A 26,223-nucleotide genomic window follows, 5' to 3' on the forward strand; every position below is an offset into this window, starting at 1 on the left:
CGCGACCCTTGCTGGCCCGCGGTTGCCCCGCCTGCCACTGCCCGGAGCCTGCCATGAACCATCGCGACCCTTCGTCCTGCCCGTCCTCTGCCGTGCGTAACGCGCAGTTGGGGCCCCATCGCCTGCGCCCTGCCGGGCTGGCCGTGGCCATCGGCTCCGTGCTGGGGCTGGCGTTGCCAGGCAGTGTGATCGCCGGCGATGACGGCAGTGCGATGGTCACCGATGGTCGCACCGACACCCAGGTGGTCCGGCAGGGAAGCGATCCGCGCTGGAGGGTCACCACCGGCACAGTGAAGGGGGCCGCCGGCAACCAGGTCGCCTTCAATTCCTTCCGCGAATTCGGGGTGGACGTCGGCCAGACCGTTGATCTTGTGCTGCCCACCCAGGGTACGAACCAAGTGCACAACCTGGTCAACCTGGTCACCGACGCGCGTGCGTACATCAACGGCAACCTCAACAGCGTGCTGGAATCGACCAATGCGGTGGGCGGCAAGGTGTTCTTCGTCGCCCCGGATGGCCTGTTGGTCGGCAACGGGGGCGTGCTCAATGTGGGCTCCCTGTCGGTGGCCACGGCCAACCGCGCCACGGCCGACGACATCCTCAACGCCGGAAAGAGCCTGGATGCCCTGATGTACGGCACGCTGACGCCGGGTCAGCTCACCGACAAGACGGTGGCGCTGCACGGGACGGTGAACGCAAGCAACGGCATCCGCGTACAGGCCAGGGCCATTGATGTCACCGGCACGCTGTTCGTACAGGCCGGCCCGCGCGATGCCAATGGCGATCTGCAGGGCATCGAGGCGGCCGTCAATACCGGCGCCTCGCAGCCGCTGGTACTGGTCAACGAGGGCGGCAGGATCCAACTGCGCGCGGCGGCGATCTCCGATACCGGGTTGGGTGTGCGCAGTGCCGAGGCAACGGTAACGGTGGGCGGCAACGCACGTCTGGAGGCGGACGATATCGAGTTGACCGCGCTTGCGGTCATTGATTCCGGCTACGACAAGGACGGTGCGGTATTCGACGAGCTCAAGGCCGATCTCGTCAACAGCGTCACCGATTCCAGCAACCTCAAGGACCTCGGCGACGCGCTGGTGAACCTCGGCGCGGACAAGCTGCTGGGGGAACAGATCTCGTTCCTGCACGGCTCCACCACGGCACGGGTGGAAGTGAAGGACAGCGCGGCGCTGACCGCGCGCGATGACATCACGCTGCACGCCAGCACCCGGCAGGCCATCGACAATTCTGCTGCCGGAAAGGCGTACGAGAAGGGCGATGTGGTGATCGATGCCAACGGCGACCCGGTGAAGGATGCCAATGGCAACACGATTCCGAAAAAACACCTGCTCAGCCTCGGCGCGGCGTACGCGCAGATCAACGCCACCACGGAAGCCATCGTGCGCTCGGGCGCAACGCTTGCAGCGGGCGGCGATGTCGCGGTGAAGGCCGATGCCGATACGACGCTGAAGCTTGCGGCCGAATCGTTCGCGGTGAACAACACGACGGCTGCGTTCACGGCGGCGATCAGCAACGTCAATGTTGACACCCGTGCGGTGATTGAAGCCGGTGGGCCAGCGCTCAACGCCGCCAGCGTCAACGTTTCCGCCGTCAACGCGGTCTCCCTGGACACCTCCGCCACGGCGCGCGCCGACAAGAATGGCGCGGTGGGCCTGGCCGGCGCGATCAGCCTGCAGGATATCGCGGCCGAAGCACGCCTGGACCGTGATACCCGCACCACGGCGGGCGATGTCACCGTTCAGGCCGCCAGCATCACGCGCCTCAACAAGACCAGCACGCTGATCACCGGCCCGAAGAGCGAACCGCTGCCGGGCCAGGAACAGGTGGAAGCGATCAGCAGCGGCAGCGATGGCCTGATGAGCATGGCGCAGTCGCTGGCCGGCGCCGGCATTGGCGGCGCCATCGCCAAGCTGAGCGGCAGCGAGGACGGTGGCAGCACGCCGCCGGCGACGACCCCGACCACCGCGTCGCCCTTCCGCCTCGGCGGGGCGATCAGCGTCGTCGACGGCGACCATACGGCCACCGCCAGCATCGGCGCGGGCACCAAGGTCGACAGCGCCGGCGCGATCGTGGTCGACAGCCAGGTAACCGACGCACAGATCGGCAACCATGCGATGAGCAACGTGCTGGCCAAGGGCAAGAGCGCGGACGGTTCAGCGTTCGCGCTGTCCGGGGCGGTCAACATCGCCAACCTCACCCATGAGGCACGGACCCTGGTGGGCAGTTCGGCCGAGCTCGCGGCGCAACGCATCGGATTGTCGTCGGACGTACGCCTGCCGCGTGATTTCAGTGCGCTCACCGGTGCCGTCCCGGATTTCAGCAGCTTCGACGCGTTCAAGGCCTCGATCTCCGCCGCCAAAGACCTGATCACCGACCCGTCGGAGCTGTTCGCTTCGTACGCGGCGGCGCGGGGCTCGGCCGAGGAAGTGGCCATCGGGGGCGCGGTCAGCTGGTTCAAGGCCAGCAACAGCGCCCGCACCGATGTCGCCGCTGGCGCCTCGCTGACCACCCGCGACACCAGTAGCGCGGCGTGGAGCGCCGCGCTGGAGGGTGAGGACCATGCCGGCGCTGCGCGCAGCCGGTCCTTTGACGCCACCACCACCGTGCGCGCCAACACCGACGTCACCGGGCTGCACGCGGCCGGTGATCTTGCATTGAAGAACCTCAAGGACAGCAACGTCGGCAACGGTGGAACTGCCTTGGGCGGCAGCGTTGGCTACGTCGATTATCAGAACACGGCGGCGGCGATCATCCATGATGGCGTCCGCGTCGACGCCGGTGCAGGCAGCCTGGCCGTACAGGCCGACAACAAGGAAACCGTGGTGGCGCTGGCGCTGCAGTCCGGCCAGGGCGGCAGCATCGGTGTCAGCGGAACCGCCACCGCGCTCGACCTGGACAGCACCACGCTGGCGGGTATCAGCAACCGTGCCGACATCCGTGCCGCAACGGTCGGGGTACGTGCCGATGAAGACCTGTTCGTGTGGTCCGTGGCCGGCGCGGTTGCGATGAGCGACAGTGTGTCGGTGGGGGCCAGCGTTGCCTACCAGCAGTTGGATACCGATACCCGCGCCTTCATCGGTGCGGTGCCGGCAGCCTTCGCCACCGGCAGCAGCACGGCGCCGGTAGGCGCGATCACTACGGGTGAGCTGGCGGTCAACGCCACCAGCGGCGGGCTGGCCGGTGCAGTGGCCGCAGCCGGCGCAGTCGCCAAGAGTTCGTCCGAGCAGCTGCAGAAGGCGCAGGACGAGCTGGCGGCAAAGCAGAACGCGGAGAATCCTGGCTTCCTGGATTCACTCAAGACCCGTGCGCTCGGCAAGGTGACCGCGCTGGAAGGCATGGCCAACAAGGCAGACAGCAACGGCAGCGCCGGGCTGACCGCGTACTTCGACAAGGCCAAGGGCCTGCTGGGTAGTGGGAATGCAGCACCGGGGCAGGGGCAGGGCGCGCAGACGCCGCAACCCAAGTTCGGCATCGCCCTGTCCGGCAGTGCGACGGTGAATCGTGCCCGGCAGAACACCAAGGCGGACATCAGCTCGGCCGTGATCAAGGACAACAGCGGCAAGGGCCTGAAGCTGGATCTGGCCGCGACCAACCAGACGCTGCTGGTCAGCGTCAGCGGCGCGTTGTCGGTGGCCGCGGCCGGGTCGGACAACACGCAGGGCAGCGCATCGCTGGCCGGTGGCGTGGCCTACGGTGACATCCAGAACACGACCACCGCGCAGTTGCGCGACAGTACCGTGGAGGATGCCGGCACCGTCACGGTGACCGCACGCAACGAAAGCGAACAGGTCAACGTCGGGCTGAGCGTGGGCGTGAATGCCTCCTCCAACCAGAGCTCGGCCGGTGCCGGCGCGATCTCGGCGACCGTGGCGATGTCCCACAACGATACGGCCGCCAGCATCGTCGGGGGCAGCCTCCGCGGCATGAGCGGCGCGGCCGCCGATGTCGATGTCAAGGCCGTGAACGCCTCCAAGATCGCCAACGGGGGTGGCGCACTGTATGCGGGTGGCAAGGCTGGCCTGGGGGCGGCAGTGACGTACGCCGAAGTGGGCGACAGCACCCGCGCATCAGTCAGTGGCGCCGACATCGAAGGCGTACAGGACGTGCGCGTGCGTGCGGCCGATGCATCACGGATCGTGGCGGCGGCCGCCAGTGGAGGGGCGTCCACGCGCAGCGACGGCGTGGCGATCGCCGGTTCGGTGCTGGTCAACCAGATCGCCAGCCAGACCGCCGCCAGCATTGACGGCGGCAGCCGCATCACTGCCAGTGGTGACATCGAAGCCTTCGCCGGGACGGCGACGATCGACGACGTGCGTGGCACCGGTGACGGCTGCGGCTCGGGCTTTGCGGTCGATTACTGTGGCGCCGGGATCGGCAGCATCGAGGTGGATGCCAATGCCGATACCGCGAGCACGGACGATACGCGGGTGGATGCGGCGGGTCGCAACAATGCCCGCAGCTCGATCATCGCCGTTGCCGGGATGGTCCAGGTGGGTGGCAACAATGCCGGCGTGGCCTTCGCCTATAACACCATCAACAACACGCATACCGTCTCGGTCAACGATGCCACGCTCAATGCCGGGCGCATTGCGCTCACGGCCAGCGACCAGTCCGACATCCTGGCAGTGAGTGCCGGCATCGGCGGCAGCACTGGCAACTTCACCGGGGTGGGCAGTGCGTCCTACAACGCCATCGGCAACACCACGTCGGTGCTGGTCGGCCGTGGCCTGGCGGACGCGCAGGGCCAGGTGCCGCGGGATGGCGCACAGCTCAACGCGGGCAGCATTCACCTGCAGGCACGCGATGAATCCTTCATCGGCTCGCTGGCGGGGGCGGCAACGCTGGGCTCCAAGGTCGCCGTGGGTGCGGCGCTGACCATCAATGACATCGGCAATACCACGCTGGCGCTGGTCGATGATGCGCAGCTGACCGCCGGCACCGGCCGGGTCGACCTCGAGGCCGCCAATGCCGCAAGGATCCTGTCCGGTGCGGTTGCCGCAGGCGCAGCCAACAATGTCGCCATTCAAGGCTCGGTGGGCTGGAGCATGATCGACAACCATGCCGAGGCCGCATTGCGGGAAGGCAGCGTGCAGGCAGGCATCGTGCAGGTGGCCGCCAGCAACGAATCGCGTATCCACACACTGGCCGGTGCGGTCGCCGGCAGCGGCACCGCCGCGATCGGCGCGGCGATCAACGTGGCCACCATCGGCGATACCACGCTGGGCGAGGTGGATGGAACCGCGCTGGAGGTGAGTACTGCGCTGGATGTCAGTGCAGCGTCGGCCGCCACCACCAAGACACTGGCCATTGCCGGTGCGCTGGGGGGCACCGCGTCCATTGCCGGCAGCAACACCACCAACCTGATCGACACCATCACCGAGGCCCGCCTGCGGGGTGTCACCGGGCAGGGGAGTGGCATCACCGGTGCGGTGTCCGTCAGCGCCGACACCTCGGGTGCGGCCTATTCGTTGGGGGGCGCGCTGTCGGCCGGTGGGACGGCAGGCATCGGCGCAGCCAGCAGCGTCAACGACATCGGCGGCCGTACCCGTGCCGTGGTGGAGAATGCCACGCTGGGCGGCGCCAGTGCGCTGAGCATCGATGCGGCCAACCGCAGCCTGGTGCGTACCGCGGCCGTGTCCGGTGCGGGGGCGGGCACGGCAGCGGTGGCCGGCAGTGTCACCACCAACCTGATCCATTCCGATACCCAGGCCAGCCTTACTGACAGCAGCCTGCACAACGCGTTGGCCGATGTGAAGGTGAGCGCCCGTGACGAGCGCAGCATCGATTCGCTGGCGGGTGGCGCAGCGGTCGGCGGCAGCGTGGGCGTGGGCGCGGCAGTGGCCTACAACGATATCGGCGGCACTACCTCGGCGGTGGTGGCCGGCAGTGCGCTGGAGCTGGATGTCCGCAATCTGCTGGTGCAGGCCGATGCCTCCGGAAAGGCCGGCGGTCAGGGCAACCGCATCCGCACCGTGGCCGCTGGCCTGGGCGGCGGCGGCGCGGTCGGTGGCGCAGCCTCGGTGGCGGTCAACCGGATGAAGGGCGCCGTCTCGGCACGGATTGAAGCAGGCGCCAATGTCCTGGCACAGGACAACGTTGGCGTACTCGCCGCGCAGGCGCAGCAGATTGACGTGTACGCCGGCAGCATCGGCGGGGGCGTCAACGCGGGCATCGGCCTGGGTACCGTCGTCAACCTGGTGGATGGCAGCACCGAGGCGGCGATCACCGGTGCCGGAACTGCCGTGACCGCGCTGGGCCTGGGAGATGCGCTGACAGGCGTAGACAGTGGCCGGCGCACGGCGGGCAATACCCACAGCACCCGCACCGACGCCGCCGGCATGGCCTTCGATACCGTGGACCTGGGCACCGGCCATATCGACGTGCATGGCATCGCGGTCAATGCGGCCACGCGCCAGCAGGTCAGGACCATCGGCGTCAGTGGCGCGCTGGGTACCACCCCGATCGCCAGTGGTGCGGTGGCGGTGATGGCGGCCGTCAACGACATCGCCGGCAGTACCACCGCGATCATCAAGGACGCACGGATCAACCAACATGGGCTGGGCACCAGCAGCGACCCCGACCAGGACAGCGCAGGTCTTGCCGCAGCGGAGCAGAGCGTGGATGTGCGCGCCAGCCATCACGTGGCCTCGGCCAACTATGTGGCCGGCATCGCCGCCAGCGCGGGCGTATTCTCGGGCGCAGGGGCCCTGTCGACCAACCTGTTCGACAGCCATGCCAGTGCCAGCATCGAGGGCGCCACCCTGTCGGCTGCCGACGCGGTGACCGTGGAGGCCAATGCAAGCCAGAACGCGCTGGCGATCGTGGTCGGCGCGGCCGCAGGCCTGACCGGCGGCGCCGCCACCGGCGTGGTCAACAATTTCACCACCGATACCCGCGCAAGCGTGCTGGGCGGCACCCTGCGGGCGGGTTCCCTGGCGGTGAACGCCAACAGCGACAACGCTGCCTCGCTGGTCGGCGGCGCGGGCGCAGTCGGTGGGGGCGCGGCGGTCGCCGGCACCGCGCTGGTCAACATGGGCACCGCAACCACGCTGGCGCAGGTGGGCGAACGTGGGCGCGCGACCAACATTTTCGTGTCACGCGACCTCGACGTGAACGCGCGCAGCCGCTCCGATTTCAACGGCGTGGCGGTGAGCGGCGCGGGTGCCGGCGCCGCCGGCATCGCCGGCATGGCACAGGTGCACCTGCTGCAGAACGACACCCGTGCGCTGGTCACCCAGGCCTCGGTGGATGCCACCGATATGGCGGTGGTGGCCGAGGATATCCTGCGGCTGTCCGCGTACTCCGGTGCGGTGGGCGTGGGCATCGCCGGCAGCGGTGTAGGTGCGGGCGCCTCGGTGGCCATTCTTGGCAGCACCGTCAAGGCCACCGTGGAAGACAGCACGCTGTCGACCACGGGGAGCATTGATGTGAATGCCTTCTCCGATCGCGCGGTGGACATGGTCACCGTGACGGCTGGCGTGGGCGCCACCACCGGCATCGGCGGCGCTGCCGGGCTGCTGCTGGCCGGCATCGGCGACCGCGGTGACAGTGATACGGAACTGGGGGGCACCTTTGCCAGCCTGAAGCAGCTGGGCAATGGCCAGAAGATCGACGCCGCCGCGCTGGACGGCACCCTTGGGGCGCAGGGCGCCGGCGCGCTGAACAGCCGCGCCCAGGTGGACATCGGCAGTCTGCAGGGTCGTGGGGACCTGGTGAGCGCCAGCATCCGTGGCGGCAGCGTGCAGGCACGCGCGCTTGAGCTGAGCGCGCAGACCCTGATGAGCAGCAGCAACACGGTCGGTGGCCTCGGCGCCGGTGGCCTCGGCGTGGGCGGCGCATTCGGCATGACCGGCCTGTATGGCAGCACCGAGGCAGTGCTGGCGGCGAACACCACGCGGGCCGGTTCCATCGCGGTGCTCGCCAACGCCGGCGACGGCAGCGCAGGCAAGGCCGCAGGTCTGGACGTCTATGCCGGCGGTGCCGGCCTGGTGGGCGTCGGTGCGGCCATCGGCTTGGCGCGCCTGGAACAGACGGTATCGGCCACGGTGGCCGGTGACCTGCAGGCAGGCAGCCAGGGCCAGGGTCTTGCGGTCCGTGCCAGCGATGCCAGCACGCTGGATGTGACAGCCACCGGCATGGCGGCCGGTGCACTCGCGGCCGGCGCGGTCGTTGCAACCGCGGCACGCAACGCCAACGTCCAGGCGTGGTTGCACAACGACAGTACCTTGGCCGGCTTTGGCAACGTGACCTTCGCCGCCAGCTCGCTGGGCGGCGCGCATGCAGGCGCGTGGGGTGCGGCCGGTGGCGTGTTGGCCGGCGTCAGCGCCGCCGTCGCATTGGCCGACGATGGCTCCGACGTGCGCGCCTGGCTGGGCGAGCGGACACGCGTATCCGGGGTGGGCGGCAGCATTGAGGTGCATGCCGAGGCCACCCCGCAGGTCTCGGCCGAGGCCTTCGGTGCTGCACTGGCCGGCGGGCTGGCGGTCGGTGCGGCGGTCGCTGATGCCACCTCCCGTGCCAAGGTGGACGCCCATGTAGGCAATGGTGTGGTGCTGTCCAACCGCGGTGGGCTGGACATCCTCGCCAGCGTCCACGGCGGGAGCGTGGATGCACGCGCGGTCGCCGGTTCCGGTGGCCTGTATCTGGCAGGCGCCGGCGCCTTCGCCACCGCTGCCAGCACCAACGCGGTGCAGGCAGCGCTTGGGTCCAACGTGGTGGTGCAGGGTGAGGCCTATTCCACAAACAACATCATCGACTATGCGCGCGGCGGCACGATCGCGATGCGCGCAGTCAACAACAGCAATCAGCATGCCGATGCCACCGGGCTGAGCGTGGCGGGGCTGCTGGCCGCTGGCGTCGTCGATGCCAACGCGCGGTCCTCGGCGACCACCGGCGTCACCGTGGGGGCCGGGAGCCTGCTGTACGCAGGCAACACCACGCTCGCCGCCAGCGGCAAGGACGAGAATCGCGCCAACGCCACGGCGGGCACCGGCGGGCTCATTGCGGGCAACGCCGCGCTGGCAGCGACGCACACCGACAGCACCACGCAATTGTCCATCGGCCGCAACGCCGTGCTGGATGTCAGCCGCCTTGACGCCCGGGCGCTGCACGACAGCAACTACGCGGGCAGCGCGAACAGCACCAGCGCAGGCGTCCTCAACGCCAGTGGCGCCAACGTGAACAACCGTGCGGACGCGACCGTCGCGCTGCGGGTGGACGAGGATGCCCAGATTGTCTCGGCCGGATCGCTGGTGTTGCGCACCGACAACAACTACACCGGCACGCTGGGCAGCGAGCTTGCCGCCAGCGCGGCCGGCGGCGGTGTCCTCAGTGGCAGTGCCGCACAGGTGGTCACCCGGCTGGATGGCAGCAGCACCATCGATATCGGCAAGGGCGCCCTGCTGCGCGCCGGTGTCGCACCGACGCCGGGCGATGGTGGCGCGCTGGACATCGTGGCAAACACCCGTGCGAACACCGATGACCGGGCGGGGCTGACCACCGGCGGGGCAATCAATGCCGCCGTGGTCAAAGCACGCACCAATGCGGTGCTCGGCAACCGCGTGAACATCGGCGATGATGCGCGCCTGCAGAGCAGCTACATGCTCAACGTCGGCACCTACGCCGCGACCGACATCGGCGCCACCGCGCTGGTGAACACCTGGGGTGTGCTGGCCGCGGTCGGCATCTCCGACGCGGACGTGGCGCTGGCAGTGGACCAGCAGGTCAATGTCGGCCGCGGCGCGAAGCTGGAATCGCTGCACAACGCCTTCGTCTCCGCCGGCCAGGACGGCATGAATGGCTGGACCTCACGCCTGGCCGCCAATGCGGTCTCGCAGGGGTACAGCCGCGGGCTGATCGCGGTACCGGATTCCTCGGCGTCCTCCACGGTGGACAGCAACGCGAGCACCGCTCTGGCCGCGGGCAGTGAGCTGCTCAGCGGCGCATTCGTGTCGCTCGGTGCCTACGGTGAAAATGTTTTCCGCAACGCCGATGGCGCCGCCACCGGCTACCAGTTGGGGTTCATTCCGGTCACCGTGCGCGACAGCCGCAGTGGTGGCAGCACCCGCGGTGATGTGCTGATCGATGGCCGCGTCGTTGCCGGGCGCTACAACGTGCTGGATATCCTGATCGATGCCAATGGCAAGCTGACCAGCAGCGGCGCGGGCGGCGATGTGCTGCCGTTCGATACCCAGCGCGAGCTCAGCAGCACGCTGAAGGCGCGACTGAACGCGTCGGGCATCCACGATTTCGATGCGATCGCCGGCAATGCGCTCTACACCCACACCATCGGCGACCTGTATGCGGCCGGCGGCGATGTGATCCTGTATGGCCGCAACATCCGCGGTGGCGGCTCGGTCACCGCCAAGGGCGCGCCGAAGATCACCATCACCAACCGCAGTACCGACAACCTGCTGCTGGCCGGTGACATCCTCGTACCGGAGTACAGCGGCGGCAACGTGCTGTTCACCGGCAACAGCAACCAGGCCTTGGGCATCGGCGTCAGCCAGAACCCGGGTCAGAGCAATGCGCTGGTGAGCATCCGCAACGAGGCGACCACCGGCACCGCTGCGATCGGTGCGGGCGGGCTGATCTCGGTCACGGGCGGCGAGCTGGACATGTACAACGCGCTCGGCAACATCCAGAGCTGGGGCGAGCAGCTCGCCGAAAGCGTGACGATCAATGCGCCCAACGGTGAGGTCGGCTACAACCGGGGCTCGGAAAACTGGTACGGCAGTGTGGTGAGCGCGCTGTGGGCACGCCACAGCGTGGCATCGGGCATCACCAATGCCGACGACGCCGCGGCGTACATCGCCAACGCGAAGTACGGCGCAGCGGCCGCCGCGGCCGGCATGAGCTTGACCGACTATCTGCTGTATGGCACCGGCAACGACGTCAACAACCCCAGCATCCTGGTGTTTGGTGCATGCCGCTATCGCATCGGCGACAAGGACTGCACCGCTTCAGCGCTGGGTGGGCAGTACTACGACGGTGGCGTGGTATCGCGGTACAGCCACAAGGACACCAATTACCTGCCAAAGGTGAATGCCCGGAATCTGCGCACCCTGCTTACCACGCAGCCCGACGACGTCAGCAACGCCAGCCTTGGCCAGGTGCCCAGCACGGGCAGCGGTGTGAACGCCGGCAGTGGCATCAAGATCACGGCCAACTACATCGACGTCAACGTCGCGCTGAAGGCGGGCCGGCCGGTCGACTACTCGGCGATCCTGGTCGAAAGCAGCGCGTTGCGCGCCTGGATCGACGGCAAGGACAACCAGGCGAGCAAGGGCATCTTCGATGTGCCTGCCATGTTCGTGGCGAAGTCCGGCGCAGATTCTTCCCGCATTGCCCTGAAGTACGATTCGCTCAACCGCCAGTTCATCGTGCCGGACATTTCGGCCAACGGGGGCGGTTCGATCTACCTCGATGGCCGCATCGTCAGCACATCCACCGCCGGCTCGCTCAATGTGGTCAGTGGCAAGGGCTCGGTGGTCATCAACAATGGCCTGGCCGATGTGGGCCTGCAGCTTGGCAACATCCTGGTCGGCAACGGTGCGCCCGGGCAGATCACCATCCGCGACCGTGAGCTCAACACCGCCTCGTGGTATCTGCGCGACGGCAACGGCAACGTGAAGGGCTATCAGGGCGGAGTGAATGCCCTGAACTGGGATGCCCCGGGGGTATCGGCCCTCAGCAACACGACCGCGTATGACCCGCGCGCCGGCATGTTTGCGAGTTGGACACAGACGGCCCGCATCGCGCGCAACATCCAGTCCGATAACGGCGTGCTTACTGCTGAGAACTGGCGCTGGGTGGACGGGAACAACAAGACCGTCTTCAACGGCCAGCAGTGGGAAACCTCAGGCGTCACGTACGGCAACAAGGCAGGCGGCGTGGCGGTGTTCGAGTCGCAGCTGACCGGTGACTTCGGCAGCTACCTTGATTCACGCGTGAACTACCGCTGCGAGAAGAAAAACGAAAGTGGCTGCCGCTACAACTACGGTTTCCCGGGTAGCAATGAGTTCAATGACGGTGGCACGTGGCGCACCAGCTGGTACCAGCGCGCCCCGCGCACTGGCACGCTGGTGGTCACCAACACGGCCAAGGCCGACAACCGGATCGGCATCAACTTCAGCGCCAACGATGCAGGCCTGCTCGACGTCGACTCCGGCCAGACCATCCGTATCAATGGTGTTCTGAAGAACACCGATGGCCGGACCTTCCTGACCAGCGAGAACGGCAGCATCGTCAGCGCATCACGTGACGCCAGGATCATCACGAATCAGTTGACCCTCGACGCGGCCGGCAGCATCGGCAGCATTGTCGGCGCCCAGGTCGGCGAGGCCGCCAATCCGCTGGATGTCCAGATGGTGTCCTACACCAACGCCAACGGCGCCACCGTGGCCGCCGGCAACCTGGTGGCCCGTGCGGGCGGTGACATTGCGCTGGACGTGGATTCGGCAGCCAAGGTGCTGATCAACGCCGGCAGTGGCACCGGCCGTGGCGATGTGTGGCTGCGCGCCAAGTACGACATTGAAGGTGCGGCCACCGGCAATGCTGCGTCGATCATCGGTGCCGACATCACCCTGGACAGCGTCTACGGTGCCATCGGCTCGCTCTCCCGGCCCCTGGTGGTCGATGCCGGCGAGGGTACCCGCAGCGACGGCGTGCTGGAGGGTGGGCTCATCTCGGCGCGGGCGACCGGTGACATCGCGCTGCGCGACCTCGGCGGCGACTTCTGGGTACAGCGCATCGAGTCGCTGGCCGGTGACGTGCTGATCGAGGCACCCTCGGGCTCGATCTACAGCGGCGCCCAGCGCGCCTCGTCCAGCTTCCTCAACGAAGCGCAGCTGGCCAGCCTGCGCGACAACCTCAAGCTGTTCCAGGGCGGCGGCCAGCAGTCGATCGTCAGCTACCAGAGCCAGGTCGACGCCAGCTACGCCGAGTACTTCCAGCTCCACGCGCTGGGCAGTGTCGTCGATGGGCGCTACCTGGCCGGTGGCACTGCCATCAACCTGTTCCGCTCCATGGCAGAAGCCGCGCGGGGCGGAAGCCTGGACGATGCAGGGGTAAGTGACTACCTCGCCGAGCGCTTCAACCGTCTGGGGACGGTGTTCACCGATGCCTTCGGCAGCGGCTGGCAGCAGGAAGCGATCTTCGCGTCCTTCAACGCGGGGTACCGCTATGAGCTGACTGCCAGCGGTGGCGACAGCGCGATGGTCGCCGCACGCAAGGCAGCGCTTCTGGATGGCATGACGGCTGACTCACAGTGGAGCCAGGACCAGCTGCGCTACGTGTTCAACGCCAATGCGCTGGAACCCTCCACCGGTTCGGCCCTGAATGCCGAACCGGTCATCATCGGGCGCAATGTCAGCCTGCATGCCCGCGATGACCTGGGCCGTCTGGACAAGGAATACACGGTCAGCCTGGCCGACGTGAACAGCGGCAACCTCAGTGCCGAGGCGATGCTGGCCATGCGGCTTGCGACCACGCCCGGCGATGTGCAGATGCTCGACGCGGCCGGCAATGTGCTCACGCCCGATCAGGTGCGCGGCGGTGCCGTGGTGGTCTCGCTGCGGATCCGCAGCACGGCTCCGGTGGTGCTGGCAGCCACGGGCGGGATCGAGGCCGATGTGGGGGGCGATGCCTACCTGCATGGCAGCACGTCGCTGGCGCTGAACAGCTTCGATGCCGGTGGCGATGTACGTATCGGCAGTGACGGCGATATCACCGATGCCGGTGGCAGTGCGGCCGGTGCGACCCTGAGGATCGGCAGGGACCTCAGCCTGAGCGCCCTGCGCAGCATCATGGGCCACGATGGTCAGCCGCTGCGCGTGCAGATCAACGGCCGGCTGCTGCTGGCCAACGCCGGTGAACACGTGCGCCTGGCGCAGCAGAACGGGAACCTGCGTATCGGCCTGGTGAGGGCGAACCAGGACGTCGTACTGGACGTCGGCGGCGGCAGCCTGCTGTCGTACCTGAAGGGCGTGAGCACGCTGACCGGGCGCGACATCCAGCTCGCCGTGCGCGACGACATCCGCGACGAGGACGGCGGTTCGCTGGCCGTGCGCATCGTTGCCGGCGGTCGGCTGGATGGCGAGGCGGGGGGCGAGGTGCGTCTTTCCAGCGACGTGGATATGCCGATCGGCACGCTTACCGCAGGGGGCGACCTGCAGCTGATGAGCACGGCGGGCAAGCTCAGCGCGGTGCGGTTGCAGGCCGGTGGCGATCTGGGCGCCACCGGGTACAACGGTGTCGACCTGGCTTCGGTGCAGGCGGCGGGGGAAGCGATTGTCAGCGCCCCGATGGGGGACGTCCGCATCGGCAACCTGCGCGCTGCCTCCGCCAATGTCGCCGCCGGTGGCGGCCTGCAGTTGGGGGATGCCGCCATTGACCAGGTCCTGCAGCTGCTCTCGCTGCAGGCCACATCGCTGGCGGCAGGCGCGCAGGTCAGCGCCGGCGACAGCGTGCAGATCGACGCGGGCGGCTTCGCGATGGGCGCCGGAAGCCAGTTGAGTGCTGGCCGGGTGGTCGCGGTGCGTTCCAGTGCGGATATCAGCGTGGGCCAGCTGGCCGTGACCGGTAACACGGCCACCGGCAACGTGATGCTCGACGCGGACGGTCGTATCCACTCCAATGGGGATGCCGCGGTCAATGTCGGTGGCGGCAGTCACGTGCTGGCCAGCCTGCAGGCGGGCGAGGGAATCGGGAGTGACGCGCAGGCCCTCACGGTCGATGTCGGCCGGCTTGTCCTGGCACGCAGCGATCGCGGCGACATCCACCTGCGCCTCCCCAACGGGGGTGTTGTGGGCGACGTGGTTGCCGCATCGGGTGCGCTGTCGCTGCACAGCGACGCGCACCTGCAGGCGGATCTGCTGGATGCGGCAACCGATGTCCGGCTGGAAACGGCCTCCGCCGACATCGGCCACCTGGAGGCTGGCGCGGATGCCGTCGTGACCAGCGCCGGCGGACTTACCTTGGGCCAAGGCAGGATCGGTGGCGATGCGCAGCTTCGCAGCGGCGGGGCGATGGGCATTGGCGAACTGCAGGCGCAGGGGGCGCTGAGCGGAATCACTGGTGCCACGCTGGTAGCGCAGATGCTGTCCTCCGGTGCGGCGATGCAGCTGGAGGCGTCCGATGCGTTCGATGTGCAGCAGCTGCGCAGCGGGGGCGATCTGGCCGCCACGGCAGGCGGGCTGCTCGCCGTCAGCGACCTGGTGGCCGATGGCGATGCGCGCCTTGAAGGCGACGCGGATGTACGCCTGGCGCAGGCGGTGATCGGTCAGTCGCTGAACGTTGCGGCGGCCGGGGCGCTGGATATGCGTACCGGCACGGTCGGTGGCGATGCGCAGCTTCGCAGCGGCGGGGCGCTGGGCATTGGCGAACTGCAGGCGCAGGGCGCCATGAGCGCGGCTAGCGGTGCCACGCTGGTAGCGCAGACGCTGTCCTCCGGGGCGGCGATGCAGCTGGATGCAGCCAGTGCGCTGCAGATCCAGCAGCTGACCAGCAACGGCGACCTCACCGCGAACGCTGGAGGTCTGCTGGCCATCGACGATGCCGCCGTAGGGGGGCAGGCAAGTGTGGATGGCGGCACGGATGTGCAGCTTGGCAATGCAACGGTCGCGCAGTCACTGGTACTCAACGCGGGCGGCGCCATCACCCTCGGCAGCGCGGCGGTCGACGGCTCGATGATCCTGCGCGCCGGCCAGTCCATCGATGTGGGCACGGCCGTGATCGGTGTGGATGGTGACTGGCTCGCAGGCACCCAGCTTTCCGCCGATGAGGTGACCGTGGGCTGCAACTTCCGTGGCGATGCCGGTGTCGCACTGGTCATCGGCACGCTCAACGTGGGCTGCAATCTTGGACTGACGTCCACCGAGGCGCTGCGGTTCGATGCGTTGCAGGCGGCCGGCGGCATCGCGCTGGCATCGCGCGGCTCGGATGTCCAGGGCCGGCAGGTGGACGCGGGGAGGGCACTGCAGGTGCAGGCTGCGGGCGATATCCGGATCGAAGCGGCCAGCGCCGGCAGCGACCTGGTGGCCACCAGCGGCGGCACCCAGCAATGGGGTGTGTACCAGGCCGGCGGTGATGCAGCGCTGCAGGCGGGTCGGGATATCCACTTCGGTGACGGTCGCAGTGGTGGCGCACAGTCGATCATTGCGGGTGGCAGCATCGGCTTTGAGCGGGCCAGCGCCGGCACCACGGCCTACATGGACGCCCAGACCGGTTCGCTGACCGGTGGGCGGTTGGAGGCGGGATCTGCACAGCTGGCCGCACGTGACACCTTGTCGTTGGCGCAGGCGATGGTCGATACCCGTCTGAACCTGGCCGCCGATGAGGTGCAGGCGCAGGTAATTCAGTCGGACGCTGGCCCAGGCCTGCTGACGACCACCCTGACCGGCTACCGCAACGGTGTCGCCCGCCGGATCGTGGTGGACGTTCAGCCGCGCGATGCCTGGCTGATCGATGCGCTGCGGGCCATGGAGGCAGAGCTGACGTCCTCCTCGGCGAAGGTCGCCATCGCCGATGGCCATGTCGAACGCACCATGACGCTGACCACTCCGGCGCTGCGCGTGCTGATGGACAACACCAGCCCGGCGCTGCGCCCGGCGGACGCACAGCTGCTGCAGTTGAACCGTCGCTTCCACCTGGCGGCCGATGGCCGCCTGCTGGATACCGACGCCTATGTGCTGCGGTTCAACGATGGGGTCGCGGTGAGCAGCCCGAACTACAACCGCGACCACCTCGAGGCCGGGCCGGCCTACCTGGGCGAAAGCGCGGTGCGCTACCTGGGCCGCATGCTCAATCTCTGCTCGCCGGAGATGGCGGTACCCGCCCGTGCGCCCGCGGAAGGTGACGAAGCAAACGCCCGCGACGTGGTGGTTCCGGCCCTGGGCGGCGCGGTCAACCTCGGGGCGCCCAACTGATGAACGACGGAAAACACACCATGTACCGAGGGATGTTCCTGATCGGCAGCGCGCTGCTGCCCTGTCTTGCACATGCGCAGAACAGTAGTGGCACCGCGGGGAAGGACACCGCACAGCGCATTGACGGCTACTACGAGCAGCGCCAGCCGCTGCAGCCGGAGCGCCCGGTGGTGGACCCGGTGCAGCCGGCGCCTCCGCCGGCCGGGCAACGCGGGCTGGCCGATGTCCGTGGCAGCTTCGTGCTCAACGAGGTGCGTTTCAGTCCATCGGCGCTGCTGCCGAAGACCACGCTCGATGCGATCGCCGCCCGCTACCAGGGGCGCGAGGTCCACTTGGCCGAGCTGGAGACACTGGTGGCCGAGGTCAATGCGGCTTACGAGGCAGCCGGGATCAGTACGGCACGCGCGCTTCTGCGCGAGCAGTCGATCAACGAGGGGCGCGTTGACGTCACCCTGCTGGAAGGCACGCTGGGTACGCTGGAGGTGACCGGGGAGGGCAGGGTGCCGGTGCGCTTTGTCGAGCGGCGGGTGCGGCAGCCGGTAGGGGAGGTGGTGCGCAGCGATCGCCTGCGCGATGAGCTGATCTACCTCAACCGCACCACCGATCTGCAGGTGCGCGCACTGATGCGACCCGGCCAGGCCGCCGGCCAGACCGATATCGTGCTGCTGGCGGAGGTGCCGGACCGAAGCAACTGGGGCGTGTTCGTCGATAATTCCGGCGTAGAGACCACCGGCCGCGAGCGCTACGGTGCGCATGGCCAGTTCTGGGGTCTGGCGGGCATCAGTGACCTGCTGGCCGGCTCGGTGGCGTGGTCGCGCGGTGGCCTGGAAGGGCGCATCGGCTACTCCGGCATCGTCAACACGCGCAACGGCCGTGTCGGCGCCAGCGTGTCGCGCAGCCAGATCAACATCATCGACGGTGCCTACCGCGCCCTGGACATCACTGGCGAGTCGACCAGCTATGGTCTGGATTTCACCCAGCCGTGGGTGGCCACGCCGAACTGGCTGCTGTCCACCATCGCCAACGTCTCGCGCAGCAACTCCGTGTCCGATATCGGTGATGTGCGGGTGTCGGAGGTCGATTCGACCACGGTGACCCTGGGTGTCAGCACCGGCTACCGCAATGACGGCTACGACTGGACGTTCTATCAGGGCGTGTCGCGCATCCGCACCGATGAGACGCTGGCCGAAGGGCGTGCCTTCACGGCCGCCAACGGATCCACCAGCTGGACCCAGCGCATCGGCAGCAGCGGCCTGCTGTACCGGGCACAGCTGGGATGGCAGTTCAGCAACGGCGACTTCCTGCCCTCAAGCAACCTCTTCCAGGTGGGCGGCATCGGCAGCGTGCGTGGCTATGTTCGCGGCACCCTCTCCGGGGTGAAAGGCTACTTCGGCAGCGTCGAACTCCACCGGCCCTATCGGCAGGCGCACGATGTCTACGTGTTCTTCGATCACGGCGAGGTGCGTGGCGACTATCCCACCTCGGCCAGCATCAGCAGCGTCGGCGTCGGCCTGAATGGACAGCTCGCCAAGCGCTACAGCTACAGCCTTGACCTGGGCCACCCACTGGACAAAGTGCTGCAGGACGATGACAGCCTGCGCGCTGACTTCCGCATCAGTGCGCGCTGGTGATCGGCAGGGCCGGCGCTGCATGCTGAGAATGATTCGCATCAGAACCGTTCGCTGGCTATGATGCGGGTCCTTTCCGTTACGACCCCGAGCCCATCTTGAAGCGTGCCTTGCCAATCAGCCCCATGGGCCGCGTGTTCGCCACGGTCGCCTTCGTCGAAGCCCTGACGTGGGCCGGCCTGTTGATCGGCATGTACTTCAAGTACCAGGCGGCCGATCCGACCCCGGTCGGGGTCAAGATCTTCGGCCCGGTGCACGGCGTGGCTTTCATGGTCTACGTGGTGGTGGCGGTGCTCGCTGCAATCCGCCTGCGTTGGCCGTGGTGGGCCGCGCTGCTGGCATTGGCTGCTGCGGTGCCGCCGCTGGTGACGCTGCCGTTGGAGTGGTGGTTCAAGCGTCGTGGGCTGTTGTCGGCATCGGTGCGATAACGCACGCGCAATGAGGCCTCTGCCACTGCAGGGGCCTCATTGGCTCAGGCGTCACCCAGCCCCAACACCGCCAGAATCTGCTTCGGCGACTGGAACCCCGCCAGCCGCGCCGTTTCGTGACCGTCGCGCACCACCAGCAGCGTCGGCGTCTGCCGCAGGCCCAGTTCGCGGAACAATCCCTCACCGACTGTTTCCAGCTTGACCTTCAACACCGTCATCCCCGCATCCGCGATGGCGCCAGCGACACTGGCCAACGACATCTCCAGCATCCGGCATCCCGGGCAGTCGTGCTTATGGAAATCCACCAGCAGGGCCGGGTGCTCGCGCAGGGCGGCGTGGTAATCCTCAGCGGTCTGGGCGTGCAGGGTCAGCATGGTGTCGGGGTCTCGATAAGGGCCAACACGGTGTCGGCCCAGTGGTGGATGGTGTGCGTGTCTTCGGCGCCGTGCGGCATCTGCTCGATCTCCAGCACCGGGTACGGGGCGCCGAAGAACCGCGCCAGCCGGTGGGCGGCGCCGCAGTAGTACTCCTCGCCCCATTGGGTCTCGCCGGTACCGAATACCGCCACCGGGAACGGCAGTGGCAGCCCGAAGCGATCACGCAGCGCGGCCACGCAGTCCTTCATCTCCGCCGGGGTACGCCCGGCGTTGTCCGTCCAGGAACCGACCAGACACAGGGCAGGCGGCTCTCCCGCCAGCGCCACGGCCACGTCAACGGCATCTACGTCGGCCCAGTCCACACGGTGCCCCAGGGCTTCGCAGCGCGCCCGGATCAGCGCAGCCACCTCACGGGTGTTGCCGCTCAGCGAGGCAAAGGCCAGTAGAATGTGCATCGCCATGCCTCCTTACAGATCATCGAATCCGTTGTCCGCGTTGGTCTTCTTGTAACTGGCGTTGCGCATTTCGAAGAAGTCGGTCTTGGTCTCGGTGAAGTTGTCGGCGTAGGCCTTGATCCACGGCATCACGTTGACGTTGGTCTCGCTGTACAGCTTCTCGATGCCGAGCATGCCGGCCATCTTGTTGGCGCGGTACTTCACGTAGCGGATCATCTCGTCCACGTCGATGCCGTCGATGCCATCGAGCACTTCGCCGGTCCAGCGGGTTTCCAGTTCGATGGCATGCTCGAACGCCTCGTGCACATAAGCGGTCAGCTGGTCACCCTGCAGGGCCTGGTTTTCACCGATGATGGCGCGGATCAGCTCACTGATGAACTTGGTGTGGGCCAGCTCGTCGCGGTTGATGAAGCTGATGATCTTGCCGGTGCCGGTCATCCGGTTCTGGCGGACCAGGTTGTAGAAGAACGCGAAGCCGGAGTAGAAGTTGATCCCTTCCAGGATAGAGGACTGGATCAGCGAACGGATCAGCGTCTCGGCGGTCTTCTCGCGCATGAAGTCGTCGTAGGACTGCATGATCGGCGCATTGCGGGCCAGGATGGTCGGGTGGGTGCGGGCGATCTCGAACACGCGGTTCTGGTCTGCCAGGCCGGCGATCGAGGCGAGCACGTAGCTGTAGCTTTCGTTGTGGATCACTTCCTGCTGGCCGATGATCGCGGCATTGGCATGCGCAGCCGGGTCGGTGATGTACTCGGCGACGTTGTAAATGAAACGCGTCTGCGGCGAATCCAGCGTGGCGAGCAGGCCGATGATGGAGTCATAGGCGTTCTTCTCACGGGCGTTGAGCTCGCCGTACTGGCGTGCGTCGCCCTTCATGTCGACTTCGTCGGGGATCCAGAAGTTGGTCGAGAGCTCCTTGTATGCCCGGTAGAAGGACGGGTAGGGGATGTCGTTCCAGTTGAGGATGCCGCTCGTGCGGCCGTTGATGATGCCGGTGGAGCGGTTGGGGTGGCGCGGTTCGAGGATCTTGATGCGTTCGAGGGGGATGGCCATGGGGGTGTGTCCTTAATTCTCTTCGGGCAGTGCGAGTTGCCGGCCAGCGGCCGGCACTACCGGTCAATGGGCTGACGAGCAACGGTCGTCAGCTGCCGTACTGGTGGTCAGCTGCTGCACCAGTCGCATTCGGCGATGTCGATGTCGTTGGAACGGACGTAGTAGGTGGTCTTCAATCCTTCGCGCCAGGCACTCATGTGCATGGCGAGCAGGGTGCTGGCGCGGATGGTGCTGGGCACGTACAGGTTGAAGCTGATCGACTGGTCCACGTGGCGCTGGCGGCGGGCGTTCTGGCGGATGCTGGCGAACTGGTCCACCCGGTAGGCGCCTTTCTCGTAGTACGGGTAGGTCTCCAGCGAGAGCCCCGGTGCGGCGACCGGGCGGCGGAAGTCCTTCTTCTCTTCGTAGTAGAACGCGCCGTAGACCGGATCGATCGAGGCGGTGGAGCCGGCGATCTGCGCGGTGCTCATGTTCGGGGCGACCGCCATCAGCCAGCCATTGCGCAGGCCGTTGACGCCCACCTGCGCCGCCAGTTCCCGCCAAGCCGGGCTGTCATAGCCACGGGCGCGGAAGTACTCGCCGTTCTGCCAGTCGCTGCCGACGAACGCGCTGTAGCGCCCCTTTTCCTTGGCCAGGGTCACGCTGGCTTGGATGGTCAGGTAGTTGATGCGCTCGTAGAGGCTGTCGGCATAGTCCTCGGCCTGGGTGGCATTCCACTCGATCTGCTGCAGGGCCAGCAGGTGATGCCAGCCGAACGTGCCCAGCCCGATCGCGCGGTACTTGCGGTTGGTGATGGTCGCCTGCGGCACCGGCAGCTGGTTGAGGTCGATCACGTTGTCCAGCATCCGCACCTGAATCGGCACCAGCCGCTCCAGCACGTCGCTGGTCAGCAGGTCCGGGGCGGCCGTCACCGCGCGGCCCAGGTTGATCGAGGACAGATTGCACACCACGAAATCACCGGCCTGTTTGGTCGTCACGATCTGGTCGCCGCTGATCATCTCCTGGATCATGCGGGTGGGGCTCATGTTCTGCAGGATCTCCGTGCACAGGTTGCTGGAGTAGATGCTGCCGGCGTGCTTGTTCGGGTTCATCCGGTTTACTTCGTCCCGGTAGAACATGAAAGGATTGCCGGTCTCCAGCTGGCTCACCATGATCCGCTTGAACAGGTCGATGGCCTTGATCGTGCGCCGGCTGATCCGCTCGTCTGCCACCACCTCCTCGTACTTCGCGCGGAAGCTGCCTTGGCCGCGCTGCTCGTCGTGGAAGTCCTGCAGGTACCAGCCCTTGATCCGCTTCACCTCATAGGGGTCGAACAGGTACCAGTCGCCGCGCCGTTCCACCGCTTCCATGAACAGGTCCGGCAGGCACACCGAGGTGAACACATCGTGCGCGCGCAGGCGCTGATCGCCGTTGTTCAGGCGCAGATCGAGGAAGGCCTCGATATCGCGGTGCCAGACGTCCAGGTACACCGCGATCGCGCCCTTGCGCTGGCCGAGCTGGTCCACGCTCACCGCGGTGTTGTTGAGCTGCTTGATCCACGGCACCACACCGCCGGAGGAGTTGGCCACGCCGCGGATCGAGGAACCCGCCGAGCGTACATAGCCCAGATAGGCACCCACGCCGCCGCCGTGCTTGGAGACCCGCGCCACGTCGGTGTTGGAGTCGTAGATGCCCTGCAGGCTGTCGTCGACCGTGTCGATGAAGCACGAGGACAGCTGGCCGCCGACCTTGCCGGCATTGGCAAGTGTCGGCGTCGCCACCGTCATGTAGAGGTTGGACAGCGCCCAGTACGCCTCACGTACCAGCAGCATGCGACGGCGTCGCGAGCGCTCGCCGTGCTCGTGTTCGTGCTGCATCAGGTACAGCGCGATCGTCAGCCAGCGCTCCTGCGGCAGTTCGTACACCGCACGCGACTGATCGGTGGCGAGGTAGCGGGTGGCCAGCAGGTACAGCCCGTTGTAGGCGAACAAGGTGTCGCGCTCGGGCTCGATCATCTGCCCGGCTTCCTCCAGTTCGTCCTTGGAATAGGCCTTGAGGATGTCGATCGAATACACGTTGCGGTCCGCCAGGCTCTCCTGCAGGCCCACATAGGAGCCGTACTTCAGCGTGGCATCGTAGAACCGGTTCTTGCTGGCGCGTTTGTACAGGCGCCTCAGGTATAGGCGGGCGGCGAAGTGCTCCCAGTCCGGCGCGATCAGATCGATGCGCGATTCCGCTTCGCGGATCAGCAGGTCCACCATCTCATCAGCGCTGAGCTGCTGCCGCCTGGCGATCTGCCCCAGCACGCTGCGCAGGTAGTCCGCCACGTCCAACTGCGGGAACTCGGCATGCACGCTGTGCACCGTGCGCTCCAGCCGCGTCTGGTCGAAGGGCATGCGTCGATTGCCGCCTTCCTTGGTGATCCAGAGCGTTTCAGTGCCGGTGGCGGCCTCAAAGGCGGTGTCGATGGGCGGGGTGAGGGTCGAAGCGACGGTGTCGTCGGTGTTCATGCGTTCTCCATGCAGGGCGCAGAGACCAGCAGGCAGCGCGGCAGAGCCGTGCGGCAGCCGGACAGAAGGCGTGATTGGTGGGCAGGCCCTGCGTGTGCAGGAATACGTCGCCGCTGGCTCACATCGGTGGCGACGGGCCGTGCTTTCAGGCGCCGGTCGGGTGGGCGCAACGGGGCGTTGAAGACCAACGCGGCGTGGCGACGGTGCACCGGGCCTGGCGGAAGCGGGGAGCCGATGGACACAACATAGTGGGGTGCGGCTGGCGCGTCAACCGAAGATGTAGTGCTTTTTTGTCGCAGGGGGAGGACAGCAAGTACATGAACATTCCGTACAGCCTGCACTATCAAACGCAAATGCGAGCCGTTATCATTTGATAGATCACAGGGCGGTGATGCGTTCGCAACCGGATGGCAGAGCCGCGCGCGCGTTGGCGCACCGCGTGGTTCAACTTCTTATTGGCTGTGGTGTCCATGTCTTCACGTCCCGTCGTCTCCGGTTTGCCCGCCCTCGTTTCCGCCGCGTTGCTCGGCACCATGGCGATGATGGCGTTCGTGTCCGTGATCGGGCCGGTGGTGCGGGTGCTGGGCCTGGCCGAATGGCACGCCGGCCTGTCGGTCACCGCGGCGGGCGTGTTGTGGATGCTGTCGGCCCGCCGCTGGGGCGCGCTCAGCGATCGCATTGGCCGCAAGCGCGTGCTGCTGATCGCACTGGCGGCCTACGCCGTGATCTACGTGGCGCTGGCGGTGTTCGTCGATGTCGCGCTGACCTCACCGCCGGCGATCTGGATCTCCGTGCTGGTCCTGGTCGGCGCGCGCGCCCTGGTCGGGCTGTTCTACGCTGCCGTGCCACCCACTGCTGCCGCCATCATTGCCGACCAGGCCGCCCCGGGGCAGCGCGGCAGCGTGATGGCCAAGCTTGGCACCGCCAATGCGCTGGGCATGGTGCTGGGCCCGGCCGCCGCCGGTTGGATCGCCTACCAGAATCTCTCGCTTACCCTGTATGTGGCAGCGTTGTTGCCGTTGTTGTCGCTGCTGATGATCTGGTGGCGCCTGCCGAATACGCCGCCCGTCGCGCCGACGCACACCGGCCCGAAACCAACGCTCGGTCTGGGCGATGCGCGCCTGCGCCTGCCATTGCTGGCGGTGTTCGCCGCGATGATCTCGGTCACGGTCGCGCAGGTGACGGTCGGCTTCTTCGCGATTGATCGGCTGCAGCTCTCCCCGGCAAACGGCGCGCGCATGGCCGGGCTGGCGCTGACCGCGGTCGGTGTCGGCCTGATCTTCGCGCAGGGTCTGGTGATGAAGCTCAAGGACATCCGCCCGACGCGCTGGATCCTGGTCGGTGCGCTGATCTCCGGGCTGGGCTTTGCGTCGGTCGCGCTGGTCAGCGTGCCGTGGCAGCTGCTGGCCAGTTATGCGATCGCCGCGTTCGGCATGGGTTTCGTGTTCCCCAATTTCCAGGCGCTGGCGGCCGATTCGGTGGCGGCGCACGAGCAGGGCGCTGCTGCAGGTACGGTGGCATCGGTGCAGGGCATGGGCATGGTGGTCGGGCCGATGATCGGCACACTGCTGTATCGATGGTCGCCGAGCGCGCCGTACCTGCTGGTGGGCGTGGTGCTGCTGATCCTGGCGGGCTCTGCCGCCCTGCATCGTGCGCGGGGTGCGGCATGAACGAGATGCTCGCCAGCGGCGTGGCCGATGAGATGACCGACACCGCCACCGCTGATGCGGCCGACGCCCCGTACTTCCTGCTGCGCAGCCCGCAGCAGGCGATGGAAGCGAACGGTGTGCGTGCGCGGCTGCCGTCCGGTGCCACCGCCACCTTGGCCGAGCGCGTCGCCGCGTTCTTCGCCGCGCCGCGCTCCGGCCCGCGCCTGCTGGTGGGGGCGGTACCGTTTGATCCCGAGCAGGGCGATGCGCTCTACCAGCCGGATCAGGTGTCTGGCCAGCCGACGGTGGTGCGCGTGGAAACGCCTACGCTCGTTGGCGATGTGCTCGCCGAACCATCTGCCGATGCATATGCGCAGGCGGTGGCGGCTGCAGTCACGGAACTGCAGCGCACCGACTGCCCATTGGAAAAAGTCGTGCTGGCGCGCAGCCTGCGGGTCACCACCGCGCAGCCGCTGCATCCGCGCGTGCTGGCCGCACGCCTGGGTAAAGACCCCAGCGTGGCGACCTACGTGGTCCCGGTGCCCGCAGCAGGCGCGAACGACGCGGCCTGGCTGGTCGGCGCCACCCCGGAGCTGCTGGTCTCCCGACGCGGTGACCGTGTGCTCTCGCATCCGCTGGCCGGTTCGGCCCGTCGTTCGGCCGATCCCGCCGAGGATGCACGCGCCGCGGAGACGCTGCTGGCCTCGGCCAAGGACCATGACGAGCACCGCCATGTGGTCGAGGCCATCGTGGCCGCGCTGGCACCGCTGTGCCATCACGTCGAGGCACAGCCGTGCCCGACACTGCATGCCACCGCCACCATGTGGCATCTCGGTACCCGCATCCACGGCACGCTGAGAGACGCCTCGGTGTCTTCGGCGGCCCTCGTCGCGCTGCTGCATCCCACCCCCGCGGTGTGCGGCACGCCGCGCCAGCCGGCACTTGAACTGATCCGTCAGGCTGAACCGGTCGCACGGGGCTTCTATGCCGGCGCCGTCGGCTGGACCGATGCGCAGGGCGATGGCGACTGGTATGTGGCGATCCGCTGCGCACGCGTGCAGGGCACCGAAGTGCGCCTGTATGCCGGTGCCGGCATCGTCGCCAAGTCCCAACCCGATCTCGAGGTGGCCGAAACGGCTGCCAAATTCATGGCCCTGCTGACCGCGCTCGGCGTCCATGACGTTCGTCCTTTCTGATGTGCGGG

8 protein-coding genes and 1 pseudogene are annotated in these 26,223 nt (G+C 67.5%); 5 read left to right on the plus strand and 4 right to left on the minus strand.

Going from position 1 to position 26,223, the window contains the following annotated elements; translation table 11 throughout:
* Nucleotides 1–53 precede the first annotated feature (53 nt).
* The 3 genes from ABE463_RS01445 (at nt 54) to ABE463_RS01455 (ending at nt 18,996) form a co-directional block, all read left to right on the plus strand.
* Nucleotides 54–16,940: a leukotoxin LktA family filamentous adhesin gene (locus ABE463_RS01445; RefSeq protein ID WP_346466991.1), complete on the plus strand. Its 16,887-nt coding sequence runs from the start codon at nt 54–56 to the stop codon at nt 16,938–16,940.
* Nucleotides 16,941–16,960: 20 nt separating this feature from the next.
* Complete coding sequence (locus ABE463_RS01450; RefSeq protein ID WP_346466992.1) at nt 16,961–18,571, plus strand: ShlB/FhaC/HecB family hemolysin secretion/activation protein; 1,611 nt, start codon at nt 16,961–16,963, stop codon at nt 18,569–18,571.
* A gap of 113 nt (nt 18,572–18,684) precedes the next feature.
* The gene (locus tag ABE463_RS01455) at nt 18,685–18,996 is read left to right on the plus strand and encodes a DUF3817 domain-containing protein (protein ID WP_346467164.1); all 312 of its coding nucleotides are present in this window, start codon (nt 18,685–18,687) and stop codon (nt 18,994–18,996) included.
* A 44-nt stretch (nt 18,997–19,040) separates the two neighbouring features.
* Here ABE463_RS01455 and ABE463_RS01460 read toward each other — a convergent pair whose 3' ends face one another.
* From ABE463_RS01460 to ABE463_RS01475, 4 genes and pseudogenes are all read right to left on the minus strand, one after another.
* A complete protein-coding gene (locus ABE463_RS01460; protein WP_346466993.1) occupies nt 19,041–19,370 on the minus strand; it encodes a thioredoxin family protein in 330 nt (109 codons plus the stop codon).
* Nucleotides 19,364–19,828 (minus strand): flavodoxin, encoded by a 465-nt coding sequence (locus ABE463_RS01465; protein ID WP_346466994.1) that lies wholly within the window; start codon nt 19,826–19,828, stop codon nt 19,364–19,366. The genes ABE463_RS01460 and ABE463_RS01465 overlap by 7 nt, the downstream gene beginning before the upstream one ends.
* 12 nt (nt 19,829–19,840) lie before the next feature.
* Entirely contained in the window at nt 19,841–20,881 is a 1,041-nt protein-coding gene (locus tag ABE463_RS01470) for a ribonucleotide-diphosphate reductase subunit beta (RefSeq protein ID WP_346466995.1), read from the minus strand.
* Between the two features lie 107 nt (nt 20,882–20,988).
* Nucleotides 20,989–23,292, minus strand: a pseudogene (locus ABE463_RS01475) (ribonucleoside-diphosphate reductase subunit alpha); the annotation flags it as partial.
* Nucleotides 23,293–23,840: 548 nt separating this feature from the next.
* Between ABE463_RS01475 and ABE463_RS01480 the strand changes: the two are divergent.
* Complete coding sequence (locus tag ABE463_RS01480) at nt 23,841–25,040, plus strand: MFS transporter (protein ID WP_346466996.1); 1,200 nt, start codon at nt 23,841–23,843, stop codon at nt 25,038–25,040.
* Entirely contained in the window at nt 25,037–26,215 is a 1,179-nt protein-coding gene (locus ABE463_RS01485; protein ID WP_346466997.1) for an isochorismate synthase, read from the plus strand. Before ABE463_RS01480 ends, ABE463_RS01485 begins: the two co-directional genes overlap by 4 nt.
* Nucleotides 26,216–26,223: the final 8 nt, after the last annotated feature.

Source organism: Stenotrophomonas sp. TWI819, assembly GCF_039673075.1.
GTDB lineage: Bacteria > Pseudomonadota > Gammaproteobacteria > Xanthomonadales > Xanthomonadaceae > Stenotrophomonas > Stenotrophomonas rhizophila_B.

What these genes read in the sequence shown, in the direction of transcription:
- ABE463_RS01485 (WP_346466997.1), top strand. Translation starts at nt 25,037, where the DNA reads ATGAACGAGATGCTCGCCAGCGGCGTGGCCGATGAGATGACCGACACC.
- ABE463_RS01480 (WP_346466996.1), top strand. Translation starts at nt 23,841, where the DNA reads ATGTCTTCACGTCCCGTCGTCTCCGGTTTGCCCGCCCTCGTTTCCGCC.
- ABE463_RS01460 (WP_346466993.1), bottom strand. Translation starts at nt 19,370, where the DNA reads ATGCTGACCCTGCACGCCCAGACCGCTGAGGATTACCACGCCGCCCTG.
- ABE463_RS01450 (WP_346466992.1), top strand. Translation starts at nt 16,961, where the DNA reads ATGTACCGAGGGATGTTCCTGATCGGCAGCGCGCTGCTGCCCTGTCTT.
- ABE463_RS01465 (WP_346466994.1), bottom strand. Translation starts at nt 19,828, where the DNA reads ATGCACATTCTACTGGCCTTTGCCTCGCTGAGCGGCAACACCCGTGAG.
- ABE463_RS01470 (WP_346466995.1), bottom strand. Translation starts at nt 20,881, where the DNA reads ATGGCCATCCCCCTCGAACGCATCAAGATCCTCGAACCGCGCCACCCC.
- ABE463_RS01445 (WP_346466991.1), top strand. Translation starts at nt 54, where the DNA reads ATGAACCATCGCGACCCTTCGTCCTGCCCGTCCTCTGCCGTGCGTAAC.